This is a genomic window from Martinezella sp. CNPSo 3890 (assembly GCF_057784455.1).
Genome location: NZ_JBXSOR010000031.1, coordinates 1 through 12,707, shown reverse-complemented (window position 1 = coordinate 12,707; position 12,707 = coordinate 1). Strand labels below are relative to the sequence as shown.

The following is a 12,707-nucleotide window of genomic DNA, read 5'->3' as shown; positions in this document are numbered from 1 at the left end:
CAATCAACCACCAGAGAGAACGGGAGCTTAAACGTGACATTCCATTTCAAGACGGGGCTTCTCGCCCTTGCTTTGCTCGGCTCCACCGTGCTTGGCGCCGTTAACGCCCAGGCCGCCGACAAGGAAATCAGCTGGATCTATTGCGGTGACAGCATCGATCCGATCCATGTGAAATATATCAAGGAGTGGGAAGACAAGAATCCGGGCTGGGTCGTCAAGCCAGAGCTCGTCGGCTGGGAATTATGCCAGGACAAGGCAACAACCTTGGCTGCAGCAGGTACGCCGGTCGGCATGGCCTATGTCGGTTCGCGCACGCTGAAGCAGTTCGCTGACAACGATCTGATCGTTCCGATCCCGATGACGGACGACGAGAAGAAGGCCTATTATCCGGGGATCGTGAATACGGTCACTATTGATGGGCAGCAGTGGGGCACACCGATCGCCTTCTCGACAAAGGCGCTCTACTGGAACAAGGATCTTTTCAAGAAGGCAGGTCTTGATCCGGAAAAGCCGCCGACCACCTGGGCTGAAGAAATCGCCGACGCCAAGGCGATCAAGGAAAAGACCGGCATTCCGGGCTATGGCCTCTCGGCCAAGACCTTCGATAACACCATGCACCAGTTCCTGCATTGGGTTTACACCAACAACGGCAAGGTCATCGACGGCGACAAGATCGTTCTCGATAGCCCCGAGGTTCTGGCAGCTCTCCAGGCCTACAAGGACATCACGCCTTACTCGGTCGAAGGGCCGACCGCTTACGAACAGAACGAAATGCGGGCCATCTTCCTCGATGGCAAGGTCGGCATGATCCAGGCCGGCTCCGGTGCCGCCGCTCGTCTGAAGGAAACAAAGATCAATTGGGGCGTGGCACCGCTGCCGCTCGGTCCTTCGGCCAAGGGTCAGGGCACGCTGCTCATCACCGACAGCCTTGCCGTCTTCAAGGGCAGCGGCGTCGAGGACAAGGCGATCGAATTCGCCAAGTTCATCACGTCTCCCGGCCCGCAGGGCGAATACGAACTCCAGGGCGGCGCAGGCCTCACGCCGCTGCGCCCGTCTCCGATGGTTGACGAGTTCGTCAAGAAGGATGCTTCCTGGAAGCCGTTCATCGACGGCATCGCCTATGGTGGTCCCGAGCCGCTCTTCAAGGACTACAAGGGCTTCCAGAACGTGATGATCTCCATGGTCCAGTCGGTCGTCACCGGTCAGGCTCAGCCGGCGGATGCGCTGAAGAAGGCCGCTGCCGATCTCGAGCAATACAAGTAAGCCTGCAAATCACCGGGCCGCGCGCAATGCGCGCGGCCTTTGGAGCCCTGCCCGCCCCATGGCGGCGCCGCGCGGAGACAGAGTTTGGGAAAGCTGCACCTTAATCAGGTCAAAAAATCTTACGGTCATTTTGAGGTCATCAAGGGCGTCGAGCTCGACGTTAATGACGGTGAATTCATCGTCTTTGTCGGTCCGTCCGGCTGTGGCAAGTCGACCTTGCTGCGCATGATCGCCGGCCTCGACGATGTGACCAGCGGCGACATCAAGATCGATGGCGCGCGCGTCAATGATCTGCCGCCCGTCAAGCGCGGCATCGCCATGGTCTTCCAGTCCTATGCTCTCTATCCGCATATGTCGGTGTTCGAAAACATCGCCTTCCCGCTGCGGGTGGAGAAGATGGCGGAGGACAAACTCAAGGCCAAGGTCGAGAATGCTGCGCGTATCCTGCACCTCGATAAACGCCTTCAGGAAAAGCCGGGTCAGCTGTCCGGCGGTCAGCGCCAGCGTGTCGCCATCGGCCGTGCGATCGTGCGCGAGCCGAAGATCTTCCTCTTTGACGAGCCGCTGTCCAACCTCGATGCAGCTCTGCGTGCCGATATGCGCATCGAGCTTGCCAAGCTGCACCGCCAGTTGCAGGCAACCATGATCTATGTGACACACGATCAGGTCGAGGCCATGACCATGGCCGACCGCATCGTTGTGCTGAACGCCGGCGAGATATCGCAGGTCGGTGCGCCGCTGGAGCTTTATCACAAGCCGGCAAATACCTTCGTTGCCCGCTTCATCGGCAATCCTAAGATGAACTTCCTGCCCGTCACTTGTACCAATGTCAGCGATGCCGGTGTGGAGGTGGACTACAAGGGCCAGAAGGCCTTGCTGCCCGTTACGCCGCGTCCAGGCTTTGCCGGCAAGGCATTGACCCTCGGCATCCGGCCGGAGCATGTCCAGCTTGGCGATGGTGATCTGACCCTCACGATCGTACCGACGGTCGTGGAGCGGCTCGGCGCCCAAACGGTCGCCTATGCCACGGCTGATGGCATCGACGAGAATTTCTGTGCGACGCTGCCCGGCAGCGCCGCCATCCGCATGGACGCACCCCTGAAGACTGGTATCCGCCTCGGCGATTGCCATCTCTTCGATGAAAACGGCCAGGCTTTCGAGCGGCGGGTGGAGCTGACCGAAATCGACATGGACTTGCTGAACCAGGCCGCTTCCTGACGGGAGGTGGTGCTGGCCATCCTCGCCCTTCGACAAGCTCAGGGTGAGGATGGGGTAAACCTGGTCCTCAATACGGCTTACCGTTCTTTGGCTACAGCGTAGAGAATCAGCCCTCTTGGTGAGGAGGCTCAAAGGGCCGTCTCGAACCACGAGAGCGGGTGAGGGATCGCCCTACCAGACCAGACCGCGAGCCGCTACCTCTTCGACGCGCGTCACCACGCCATCGCGATGGAATACCATCTGGTCGAAGAGATTGGAAACGACGCAGGTGTGGTTCGGTATGATGCGGATCTTGTCGCCGATCTCAGGACGAGGGCCGGTGCAGTTCGACAGGTCGATGACGCCGTGTTCCTCCGAAAGACCCTTGATGACGGCGTCCGGGTAGCCGACCAACTGGCCGTAGTCGGCAAAGCCAAGAAGGTCTGAGGTCAGTGCCTTCGAGCCGGCATCGATGACGGCGCGATCCTCGGTCGGGCGAGAAACGACGGTGGCGAGGATGTGCATGGCGCAATCCTCTTCCCGGCAATGGCCCGCACGCACCATCGAGCGGTCATTATAGATATAGGTTCCGGCGCGATGCTCGGTGGCGGCCGTCACGAGGTGGGCCTCGAAAAGGCTTGGGGTACCGCCATTGCTGACGATCGGGCATTCGATGCCATCATTCTTCAGCAGCGCTATGGCTTCGACGAGGAAAGCCTGCGTCGCGGCGGCGTTGTTCGGCTTCGGATAGCTCATCAAGCCACCGAAGACGAGACCGGGCTTGCTGGCGATATGCTTGCCGAGAGCGGCCGCCTGCTCTGGCGATTGCACGCCGCAGCGCGCGCCGCCGGTATCGCATTCGACCAGCACGGTCAGCGGCTTGCGGGCGGCGAACCAGCCGGAAAGTCCATCAACCGTCACGGTGCTGTCGGCCACGACCTTGAGGCCGGATATACGGTCGTTCAAAGCCGAAAGCCGTGCGAGCTTCTCAGCCCCTAGGATATTGAAGGTGATCAGGATATCTTCGAAACCTGCATTGGCGAAGACTTCCGCCTCTGTGATCTTCTGGCAGTTGATGCCCTTGGCGCCGGCGGCGACCTGGGCGCGTGCGAGGGCCGGAATCTTGTGCGTCTTAATGTGCGGGCGGAAATTCAGTCCGTGCGCATCCATGTAGGACTGCACGCGCGCAATATTCGCAGCCAGCCGGTCTTCGTCGATGATCGGGCGTGGCGTGGAGAGGCTGTCGATCGTGTCGCCCGGCTTGGGGCTGATTTCCAAGGCGATGTCGTGAGCGATACTCGGAGCCATGTCAGGCGTCTTTCCGTTCTTCTGCAAAGGGGTCCGCCACCATCGGCCAGATATCCTTTCGCGCGCGGCGGTAGGGGGTGCGCGCCGGATTGTTGGGATAAGGCGTTCCTGCGGAGCAGTAAAGGATCTGCGATGCGATCTTCGAGAAAGACGCATAGAAATGATTGGTCGATTTGATGACCAGGATTTTCTTCGTTGTCGGGTCGATGCCCATGACGGAAAACAGGCTCGGATCGAAGCTCTGCGCGCGCGTCGAGTTCAGGATGATATCGATGCCATCGAGCTGAATATGCACAGCATCGCCGAAGGGCGCGAAGCTCTCGCCGAAGCGCATCTCGGCATTGGGGACAAGGCGGATGATCTTGACGAGGCCGTCGATCGGATTGCCCGTGCCCGGCGCCGATTTCGCGCCGAAGCGCAATGGAATTTCGGCACCTTCGCCGGCCGCCATGCAGATCTGCACCGCCATCGGGTCCCAGATCGTGCCGATCGCCGTGTCGGTAGCGCCGCGATCGAGCAATTCCTGCAGGATGACCGTTGCGTCGCCTGCCGTGCCGCCGCCGGGATTGTCCCAGAGATCGGCTATGACGACCGGACCCGAAGCGGCAGCCATGGCCTCGCTTACCGCCTGCTTCTCGTCGATCTGCGGCATGATGAAGGTGCCGCGCTTTGAGAAGAGTTCCAGGCCGAGATCGCGGGCGATTGCGGAACCTTTATCCGGCTTATTATCGGTAACGACGAGCAGCTTCGTACCCATCTCCGGCACATCGCCTGCCATAAAGCCATGAATGACCGAAATCGAAAGAATATCGGCGTCACTTTTTTCCATCGCCATAATCTTGTCGACGAAGGAACGCATCGGCTCGCGCGACGTCGGAAAGACATCGATCATGCGGCAGTCGAAGGCGGACATGACTGGCTTGACCCTACCTTCCAGCGTATCGATGGCGATGCGCCAGAGGTCCTCGGCGCGATCGACGAAATCCGTATGCGGGAATTCCTTGAAATAGACGAAGAAATCAGCGGCCGCGAGGCGCTTCGCCGTAAGGTGGCTGTGCGGATCGAGTTCGGCGCAGACCAGGATATCCGGCCCGACGATGTCGCGCACGCGCGATAGGAAATCACCTTCCGTATCCTCGTAACCATCCGCAACCATGGCGCCGTGCAGTCCGAGAACGGCGGCATCGACAGGCATTGCCGCCCGCAACTGCTCGAGAATTTCGTCGCGCAGTTCCTCATAGGTACGGCGATTGACCAACCCGGCCGGATCGGCCCAGGTGGCGGTACCCTCGATCACCTCCCAGCCCTTTTCCACCGCGATACGGCGTCCCACAGTGATCGGTGCGGAACATAGCGTCGGCGTTTCCGGATGCGTGCCCGGCGGCGCATAAAGAGAGGCTTCGAAGGCGCGCCGGTCGACGCAGATAGGAGAGAAGGTATTCGTCTCGGTCGCAAGGGCCGCCGTGAAAATGCGCAATGCTGTCGCCTCTATTCCATGGGGTTCGGCAGATAGCCGGTGAAGCCGCAGATCTTCCAGCGTCCTTCATGCAGGCGGCAGTAATAAAGTGTCTGCCACTTCATCACGTCGATGCCGCCATCCGACTTCTTCAGGCTGCCGTCGAACTTCTTGCGCACCAGTGCCATATCGCCTTCGATCTCGATGTCTTCGAGGGTCGTTGTCGTGAAGATGGCCGTGCGCGGATCTTCGGCAAAGGATTGCGTGGCAAAGTCGCGTGCCTGGCGCAGCCACTCGTCGCGATAGGCGGACAGCGTCGGGAAGGCGAGGCGCCATTTGTCCGGGCTGACCGCGCGCTTGCCATCGATGCCGATAAAGCCCTCTTCGACGAAATCGCCCGCGACCATCGACCAGTCGGCGGCAAGAAAAGCATCGATATCGCGCGGGACGAGCATCTCCCAGATCGAATGCCTGGCGGTATCGCTGGCAGGGAAGGGATTCTTGAAAGGATCACGCATGGCATCCGCCGTCATTTAAATTCTTTTCATAATTTGCGATTTTCACTGGCCAAATTCCGCTTTCTATGGTCATTTGTCAACGTATCAAGAAAATAATTTGCAGGAACCGCATGGTGGCCATCGCATGTCACGGTTCCGGCGAAACGGGAACGAATGACGAGCCGCTTCTGCGCGCATGCCTGTCCCACAGGCGCCGGCGGGATCGGGAAGATTGAGATGGATCGTGTCGCTGACTACGTGTCAAAAGTGGGTGAAGCAGCGACGAAGGGGGGCTGATGGATATCTTCACGACCATGCAGGAAGAGAGAGGCCGGCTTTCGCAATCGGAAATCCGTATCGCCGACATCGTCCTCAATGATTTCGAATTCGCCGTCAATGCTTCCATCATCGAGCTTGCGGGCAAGGCGGATGTCTCGCCGCCGACGGTGACGCGTTTCTGCCGACGTCTGGGCTGCGAAAGCTTTTCCGATTTCAAGGTACAGCTTGCGCGGACAGCCTATGTCGGCATGCGCTATCTGAAGCCCGAGCCGAAGAGCATCGCACCAGCCGACGTTGCCCAGGATATTATTACCAAGGCGCAGAACGCACTCTTCCTGCTGCATCGCGGGCTGGATGTTGCCGCCATCGAGCGGGCGGCGAACCGCCTCGCCAGTGCGGAGATGATCTACGCCTTCGGCTCCGGTGGCAATTCCTCTATGATCGCGACCGAGCTGCAGAACCGCCTGTTCCGGCTCGGCCTTCGCATTACCGCGAGCTCCGACCACAGCATGCAGCTGATGATGGCTGCCGCCGCCAAGCCGACGGACGTGCTGATCGGCTCTTCCTTCTCCGGCCGCAACGCCGAGCTGGTGCGCGCTTTTGCGCTGGCACGCGAAGCCAAGGTGCCGACCATCGCCCTGACGCAGAGTGAAAGTCCGGTGGCCCGCGCCGCCGAGATTACGGTGCCCGTCGACCTGCCGGAAGGAGACAATATCTATCGGCCGACATCGACCCGCATCGCCTATCTGGCCGTGGTGGACATTCTTGCTAGCCTGGTCGCCTATCGCATTCAGCCGCAGGCAACGGTGACGCTGCGCCGTATCAAGCAGCAGCTCGTCACCCATCGCGATGGCGACGACCGTCAGCTTCTTGGAGATTAGAGCAGTTTCGCGAAAGTCGGCGCAGCTCATCACATTGGGCTCCGCCGAAAACAACAACATTGGGTGGCGGATCAAGCCGCTCGGGGAATCGATCGAAGGAATATGATATGAGCAAATCCGTCGCCATCGTCACGGGGGCTGCCGGCGATATCGGCCGTGCCATCGCAAAACGCCTGGCGGATGACCACGACATCATCCTGCTCGTCGATATCGACGAGGCGGCCATGCAGAAGGCTGTTGGAGAACTCGGCCCAGCGGAGCGTTTCGTCACGTTCAAGGCGGATATCACCAGCGATGCCGATGTTGCCGCCATGGCAAAGGCCGCATCGGATCTCGGCGGGGTGAAGACTCTCGTCAACAATGCCGGTGCCGCACGCGCCGTCAGCCTTCATGATACCACGCCGGCCATCTGGCGTGCCGACAATGCCCTCAATCTCGAAGCGGCTTTTCTCTGCTTCCGCGCCGTCGAGGACATGCTGAAGGCGTCGAAAGGGTCGGTGATCAATATCGCCTCCGTCAACGGTATGGCCGTCTTTGGTCATCCGGCCTACAGCGCGGCCAAGGCGGGGCTTCTGCATTTCACCCGGCTGGTCGCGGTCGAATACGGCAAGTTCGGCATCCGCTCGAATGCAGTCGCGCCCGGCACAGTGCGCACGCAAGCCTGGGAAGTCCGCGCCGCTGCCAATCCCAACGTCTTTGAGGAGGCGAAGCGCTGGTATGCGCTACAACGCGTCGTCGATCCCGTCGACATCGCCAATGCGGTCTCCTTCCTCGCAAGCCCGCTTGCTTCCGCGATAACAGGCGTTTGCCTGCCTGTCGATTGCGGCCTGACGGCGGGGCAGGCGGAGCTCGCCCATACTTTCTCCCAGTCCGAGCATTACTGACGGGCTACGCCGAAGGGGAATGGAATACAGCCGTCCCCTCTCATCCCCAAAACACCTGGTCTCGCGAGCACGGGAGTATGGTCGGCTGACATGGGTGCTTTGGAGCGCCGGCTGGATCTTTATTCATGCTTAAGGCTGCCGAAATAGGTTTTCGGCGCCTTTTTCGTGCCTGACTGTTATCGAGCAAAGGTAGGCAGGATTGCATGGTTGTGGCGCCGGAGCGCGCTAACCGGCGCGCAGCGTCGCCATGTCGGTCGGGAAGAAACCCGCCCAGGCCATTACGGTCACCACGGTGATAACGAGCAGATACCACATGGCGACGTAATCACCGACGAGCCGCCGGTTCAACGCGGCAAAGAGAAGAGCGACACTGAAGGCGAGCCAGAGCAGGTTGCAGACGTGGTCCATTTTATTGTTCCCCTTATTCGTCTTTTTCCTCCCTTCGGCAAAAGTTAACGAGATAACGTTGCGCGAGGTAGCGCCATAACGGGATGGAGGTTTGCACACAGCGGGAAGCGCGGATCTCGGCCTCTGCCCTGATTGGGGTATTTGACTGGTTGTCCATCGCGGTCTCCATACAGAGCGTCTCGCCTCCGGTCACATCCGATGAGGCGCCGCAAGAAAGTCTTAACGCCCTGCGCAGAGCCCAGGAACATCTCGCCGCTGCTCCCCGTTATGGGCTTGTAGCGTAAAGGCGAGGAGGGCTGCCATGGAATATGGTGATTGGAACAATCCCGTCATAGTCGATCTCGACGGCATCGGCCATTTCGCGATCATCACCAACGCGCTGGACGCGGCAAACTGCATGAGCGAGGAGTGGCCGGTCAATGGCGGCCCGGCAATGGATGAGGCCGTGCTGGTCTGCCTCGATGCCGTTCTTGGCAAGGTTTCCGCCGAGCGGTCGCGAAAGGCTTTTCTGGAGGCGGTGCGTGAGGCCGGACTTAGCGTCAGGCCGGATTCGGGAAGCCTTCATTAGTCGACATAAGACAGTGGCGACGGCCTCCCTCGGCGAGAGGCGCTTAGATTGCCCAGAAGATAAGGCTGAGGATTATGATGACGGCGAGGATGAACCCTATCATCCTCCCTAGTCCTTTGTTGACATTGCCGTTGCCAACAATCAGGTCGTACCAGTCGCTCTTGTGGTCCATCAAACGTCCCTCAGGGTTTGCCCCATTAGGTCGATCTCTTCTTCGATAGTCAATGATTTAAAGACACTGGGCGGCAGCTGTTGACCAGGCATTCATCGCCTGCCAGCGGCGGGCATCAGGGATCCGTTCAAAAGACGATTATTCAGGGATGCCGAAAGGCCGGCTTTCATCCGGATAGCCGATTTCAAGACAAGTTCTTATGAACTCCCGGCGAACCGGAAGCGGCATTGCAAGAGCTCGCTAAATCTTGAAATCTTTGAGAAATCCGTGTTTCTCAAGAAAGGAAATGGTGCCCAGAAGAGGACTCGAACCTCCACGCCTCGCGGCACAGGTACCTGAAACCTGCGCGTCTACCAATTCCGCCATCTGGGCGACGGACACGCATGTAAGGGGGTGGCCGTCCGGTGTCAACAGGGTTTTTGAAGTTTTCGTGGCAATCGTGAAAAAAGCGGGTGGAGCCCGGGTCAAACCCGGGCTGCGGCCCATGCGCTGATCAGGCCAAGTCCCTGTTCCAGCAGGGCCTTTGCCTCGCTTTCGCTCGATGCTTCCACGTAGCAGCGCATTTCCGGCGCGTTGCCGGAAGGGCGGAAATGGATGATTCGGTTATCCACAAGTGTCACCCGCAGGCCGTCGATATCGCTCTTGGAAGCGACTGTGGCGATCGGCTTCAGGAAGTCCGAAAGATTGGCGTCGGAGGCGCGTAGATAGGCCATCAGCGCGGCACTGGTTTCCACGGGAAAATTCTCCAGACGGTCGGCGGCGGCAAAGGGCAGGCGGTAGCTGCTGGCAACGGCCGAAAGCGGTTTGCGTGCCTTGGCGGCGGCATAGAGCGTCGCGAGAATCGGCAGAAAGCTGTCGCGCGTCGGCAGCGGCTCGAAAGCTTTTCCCTCGACGGTGAAGCGGCTGGCGGTCAAGGTGCCACCATTGGCCTCGAAGCCCATGACATTGGCCTTGCCGGCCGCAATAGCCTCGTCCATGCCGGCGATCACATAGGGCGAGCCGACGCGGGTGCGGGTGACGGCATAGGAACCGGCGGCCTCGATGCCGGAATTGGAGGTAACCGGCGTCACCACAACATCGGCGCCGAGGAAATTTGCCGCGATGAGGCCAAGCAGATCGCCGCGCAGGGGCTCGCCGGTTTCGTCCGCGACCAGCGGCCGGTCACCGTCGCCATCAGCCGAGACGATGGCATCCAGGCCGTGCTCGGGCGCCCAAGCCTTCATGAGGCGGATGGTTTCGGCTGAGACCGCTTCGGTATCGACCGGAATGAAGCTCTCGGAGCGGCCGAGCGGCACGACGCGGGCGCCGTAATGGGTAAGCACCTGACCGAAGAGATCACGTGCCACCGTGCTGTGCTGATAGACGCCGATGGTGAGGCCGGCGAGGCTGCCTGGTGGCAGCAGGCCCTTGTTGCGCTCCAGGAATAGCGCCTCCGTCTCCGCCGTGCGGTTTTCCGCCTCGGCAGGGGTTTCGTCGAGCACTGAATCGCCAATCGCAAGCGCCTCTTCGCTGATCGCCACTTCGTCGCGCTTGTCGATTTCGCCATCAGGGCGATAGAATTTGATGCCGTTGCGGTCGGCGGGGATATGCGAGCCGGTGATCATCAGCGAGGCGGCCTTCAGCTGCAGGCCGTAAAGCGCCAGCGCCGGCGTCGGCAATGTGCCGCAGTCGATCGGCGTCAGGCCGGCCCGCTTCAGCGCGCCGATGCAGGTGGCCGAGATCGCCGGGCTCGATTCGCGGAAATCGCGGCCGACGAGGATGAGGTCGCCCGGTTTGGCATGGCCGTTTTTCAGCAGATGACGGGCAAAGGCCGTCGCGTAGAGCGCCGATGCCCGTCCCGTAAGGTCTGCGGATAGGCCGCGAAGGCCGCTGGTACCGAATTTCAAGCTGGTCACGGGCAATCTCCCTTGCAATGGTTGGGCTGTTATGGCGCAAGCGGTGGCGGCGATCAACTCATCGTGGATCGATAGGTTCCGGTTGCGGCAGCACTGGTTTTGCCGTCGTCATGACCCCAACTAAGATAAGAGGTGCGGCGGCCCGCCATAGGTTCGCAGCGTCCGAAACAGGAGTATGTCATGGCTGTTTTTCATAGGATCGCGTTTGGCTGCGTTCTCGCGCTTGCCTCGCTGTCGCAGGTGGATTTCGCGACAGCCGCCTCGGACTCCCGGAAGCTCATCACTCCGCCGCGCACCAATACAGTCATCTGCGATTCCCGTGGCTGCTTCGGTTTCGGCGAGCGGCAGTTCTACACCCGCCCAGGTCAGCCGCTTCCGATCACGCCGCCCTATAACGGGGGCCTCAATCGCTTTGGCAGCCCGCGAGTTCAGGTTCCTCCGCGCGAAACCTTTACGCCACCGCCGAGAACAGTCTATCCCTCGCCGGCCCAGCAGCTCAAGCGGCATCAGACCTGGTGCGCCGAGCGCTACCGGACCTACAATCCCGGCACCGACAGCTATACGACGATCAACAACGGTACCAGGCCCTGTCGTTCGCCCTTCGACTAATGCCCCGCGCAGCGGGGCCTAGCTCTCCAGCGATGCGCGGTCGGTATGGCCGAGATCGCGTTCGGGGTCGATGACATCCCGCACCCGCTGCTTCAGCTCCTTCGGCCCGGGAAAGCCGCCATCCCGCTTGCGTTCCCAAAGCAGCTCGCCGTCGATGCGGATTTCGAAGACCCCGCCGGTGCCGGGGATCAGCGCCACTTCGCCAAGACTGTCGGTAAAGGTCTGCAGCAGCTCCTGCGCCATCCAGCCGGAGCGAAGCAGCCAGTTGCATTGCGTGCAGTAGAGAATGGTGATCCGCGGCTTGTCGCTCATCGTCCTGATCCTTCGTTGTTTGCTGAGATCTAGGCTCAACTTTAGTCCGCTGCAAGCCAAAGCAATTCCAGGAAAAGTGCCAGGCGGTTTTCCGTCCGGGATTGCGCAAGGAAAGACGGCCGGAGTGGTTCGACATTTCCGTTGACTGTTGAAACGCCCTGGCCACTTGCCTCTCCCGCCGCCTCATGCTCATCTCCGGTGGTCACATTGCTCGGGAATCAACGGTATGCGCGTCGCCATCATCGAGAATATGAAGAACACCCCGCTTGGCGCTCTCGGTATCGCGCTGGAGGAGGCCGGAGCCGAGCTTGACTGGTTTCGCCCCTGGAGCGGGGAGGCTTTGCCGAAGGACACCTCGTCCTGGGATGCCCTGGCCGTGCTCGGTGGCGAACAGAGCGCGCGCGACGACGACACCCATCCCTATCTGCCGGAGCTGGCGCAGCTCATGCGCCGCTTCGAAAGCGAGGATAAGGCCGTGCTCGGCATCTGCCTCGGCAGCCAGATCCTGGCGCGCGCCTATGAGGCCGAAAATCTGCTCGGCACCGCCCATGAATTTGGCTGGAAGACGGTCGGCCTGACCGACGAGGGAAAGAAGGACCCGCTGCTCGCCGATCTCGGCGATGAATTCACCATCTTCGAATGGCATGGCGACACCTTTACCTTGCCTGCTGGCGCCACGCGCCTGGCCGCCAACAGCGTCACGCCGAACCAGGCCTTCCGCATCGGCCGCGCCACCTATGGCACGCAGTTTCACTTCGAAGCCAATGCCGCCGTGGTCGAGCGCTGGCGCGGCGAATTCAAGGAAACGATCGAGCGCAAGGAGCCGGGCTGGCTTGATCGCTATCCGGAACTCGTCGCCAAGCATGCGGCAGCGGCTGAGACGGCGGGCCTCGCCATCGCAAGGGCCTGGGTGCGGACGATTGGCGCTCAGGCAGAACTTCCTCAGGTCGCAGAGGCTTGAGGATCCCAACTGGCCTC

General features: G+C 60.7%; 14 protein-coding genes and 1 tRNA gene. 7 read left to right on the top strand and 8 right to left on the bottom strand.

What is annotated here, in order from left to right:
* The first annotated feature begins 33 nt into the window (after nt 1-33).
* On the top strand, nt 34-1,263 hold the full coding sequence (locus AC13RC_RS33395) for an ABC transporter substrate-binding protein (protein WP_488559715.1): 1,230 nt from the start codon (nt 34-36) through the stop codon (nt 1,261-1,263).
* A gap of 84 nt (nt 1,264-1,347) precedes the next feature.
* On the top strand, nt 1,348-2,481 hold the full coding sequence (locus AC13RC_RS33390) for an ABC transporter ATP-binding protein (RefSeq protein WP_488559714.1): 1,134 nt from the start codon (nt 1,348-1,350) through the stop codon (nt 2,479-2,481).
* A gap of 171 nt (nt 2,482-2,652) precedes the next feature.
* On the opposite strand, the gene AC13RC_RS33385 is transcribed toward AC13RC_RS33390, so the two are convergent.
* The 3 genes from AC13RC_RS33385 to AC13RC_RS33375 are packed head-to-tail and all read right to left on the bottom strand — an operon-like array spanning nt 2,653 to nt 5,742.
* Nucleotides 2,653-3,768, bottom strand: coding sequence for a D-TA family PLP-dependent enzyme (locus tag AC13RC_RS33385; RefSeq protein ID WP_488559713.1), 1,116 nt, complete (start codon nt 3,766-3,768; stop codon nt 2,653-2,655).
* Between the two features lies 1 nt (nt 3,769).
* Complete coding sequence (locus tag AC13RC_RS33380) at nt 3,770-5,245, bottom strand: M81 family metallopeptidase (RefSeq protein ID WP_488559712.1); 1,476 nt, start codon at nt 5,243-5,245, stop codon at nt 3,770-3,772.
* 11 nt (nt 5,246-5,256) lie between these two features.
* A complete protein-coding gene (locus AC13RC_RS33375) occupies nt 5,257-5,742 on the bottom strand; it encodes a hypothetical protein (protein WP_113330036.1) in 486 nt (161 codons plus the stop codon).
* Between the two features lie 275 nt (nt 5,743-6,017).
* On the opposite strand from AC13RC_RS33375, the gene AC13RC_RS33370 reads away from it, so the two are divergent.
* Nucleotides 6,018-6,881 (top strand): MurR/RpiR family transcriptional regulator, encoded by an 864-nt coding sequence (locus AC13RC_RS33370; protein WP_113329839.1) that lies wholly within the window; start codon nt 6,018-6,020, stop codon nt 6,879-6,881.
* A gap of 107 nt (nt 6,882-6,988) precedes the next feature.
* Nucleotides 6,989-7,765: an SDR family oxidoreductase gene (locus AC13RC_RS33365; RefSeq protein ID WP_488559711.1), complete on the top strand. Its 777-nt coding sequence runs from the start codon at nt 6,989-6,991 to the stop codon at nt 7,763-7,765.
* Between the two features lie 225 nt (nt 7,766-7,990).
* Here AC13RC_RS33365 and AC13RC_RS33360 read toward each other — a convergent pair whose 3' ends face one another.
* Nucleotides 7,991-8,173, bottom strand: coding sequence for a hypothetical protein (locus AC13RC_RS33360; RefSeq protein WP_069611006.1), 183 nt, complete (start codon nt 8,171-8,173; stop codon nt 7,991-7,993).
* 301 nt (nt 8,174-8,474) lie between these two features.
* On the opposite strand from AC13RC_RS33360, the gene AC13RC_RS33355 reads away from it, so the two are divergent.
* The gene (locus AC13RC_RS33355) at nt 8,475-8,741 is read left to right on the top strand and encodes a DUF982 domain-containing protein (RefSeq protein WP_113390827.1); all 267 of its coding nucleotides are present in this window, start codon (nt 8,475-8,477) and stop codon (nt 8,739-8,741) included.
* 43 nt (nt 8,742-8,784) lie between these two features.
* On the opposite strand, the gene AC13RC_RS33350 is transcribed toward AC13RC_RS33355, so the two are convergent.
* From AC13RC_RS33350 to AC13RC_RS33340, 3 genes are all read right to left on the bottom strand, one after another.
* Nucleotides 8,785-8,913 (bottom strand): hypothetical protein, encoded by a 129-nt coding sequence (locus tag AC13RC_RS33350; protein WP_488559710.1) that lies wholly within the window; start codon nt 8,911-8,913, stop codon nt 8,785-8,787.
* A gap of 287 nt (nt 8,914-9,200) precedes the next feature.
* Nucleotides 9,201-9,285: transfer RNA gene (locus AC13RC_RS33345), tRNA-Leu, on the bottom strand.
* 92 nt (nt 9,286-9,377) lie between these two features.
* Entirely contained in the window at nt 9,378-10,799 is a 1,422-nt protein-coding gene (locus AC13RC_RS33340; RefSeq protein WP_269245557.1) for a phosphomannomutase, read from the bottom strand.
* Nucleotides 10,800-10,988: 189 nt separating this feature from the next.
* On the opposite strand from AC13RC_RS33340, the gene AC13RC_RS33335 reads away from it, so the two are divergent.
* Nucleotides 10,989-11,417 carry a BA14K family protein gene (locus AC13RC_RS33335; protein ID WP_113329855.1) on the top strand — a complete coding sequence of 143 codons (429 nt, stop codon included), beginning with the start codon at nt 10,989-10,991 and terminating at the stop codon, nt 11,415-11,417.
* 18 nt (nt 11,418-11,435) lie between these two features.
* Here AC13RC_RS33335 and AC13RC_RS33330 read toward each other — a convergent pair whose 3' ends face one another.
* Nucleotides 11,436-11,729: an Rdx family protein gene (locus AC13RC_RS33330; RefSeq protein WP_034514177.1), complete on the bottom strand. Its 294-nt coding sequence runs from the start codon at nt 11,727-11,729 to the stop codon at nt 11,436-11,438.
* A 226-nt stretch (nt 11,730-11,955) separates the two neighbouring features.
* On the opposite strand from AC13RC_RS33330, the gene AC13RC_RS33325 reads away from it, so the two are divergent.
* A complete protein-coding gene (locus tag AC13RC_RS33325) occupies nt 11,956-12,690 on the top strand; it encodes a type 1 glutamine amidotransferase (RefSeq protein WP_488559709.1) in 735 nt (244 codons plus the stop codon).
* Nucleotides 12,691-12,707: the final 17 nt, after the last annotated feature.

What these genes read in the sequence shown, in the direction of transcription:
- AC13RC_RS33375 (WP_113330036.1), bottom strand. Translation starts at nt 5,742, where the DNA reads ATGCGTGATCCTTTCAAGAATCCCTTCCCTGCCAGCGATACCGCCAGG.
- AC13RC_RS33385 (WP_488559713.1), bottom strand. Translation starts at nt 3,768, where the DNA reads ATGGCTCCGAGTATCGCTCACGACATCGCCTTGGAAATCAGCCCCAAG.
- AC13RC_RS33335 (WP_113329855.1), top strand. Translation starts at nt 10,989, where the DNA reads ATGGCTGTTTTTCATAGGATCGCGTTTGGCTGCGTTCTCGCGCTTGCC.
- AC13RC_RS33355 (WP_113390827.1), top strand. Translation starts at nt 8,475, where the DNA reads ATGGAATATGGTGATTGGAACAATCCCGTCATAGTCGATCTCGACGGC.
- AC13RC_RS33360 (WP_069611006.1), bottom strand. Translation starts at nt 8,173, where the DNA reads ATGGACCACGTCTGCAACCTGCTCTGGCTCGCCTTCAGTGTCGCTCTT.
- AC13RC_RS33365 (WP_488559711.1), top strand. Translation starts at nt 6,989, where the DNA reads ATGAGCAAATCCGTCGCCATCGTCACGGGGGCTGCCGGCGATATCGGC.
- AC13RC_RS33330 (WP_034514177.1), bottom strand. Translation starts at nt 11,729, where the DNA reads ATGAGCGACAAGCCGCGGATCACCATTCTCTACTGCACGCAATGCAAC.
- AC13RC_RS33325 (WP_488559709.1), top strand. Translation starts at nt 11,956, where the DNA reads ATGCGCGTCGCCATCATCGAGAATATGAAGAACACCCCGCTTGGCGCT.
- AC13RC_RS33370 (WP_113329839.1), top strand. Translation starts at nt 6,018, where the DNA reads ATGGATATCTTCACGACCATGCAGGAAGAGAGAGGCCGGCTTTCGCAA.
- AC13RC_RS33350 (WP_488559710.1), bottom strand. Translation starts at nt 8,913, where the DNA reads ATGGACCACAAGAGCGACTGGTACGACCTGATTGTTGGCAACGGCAAT.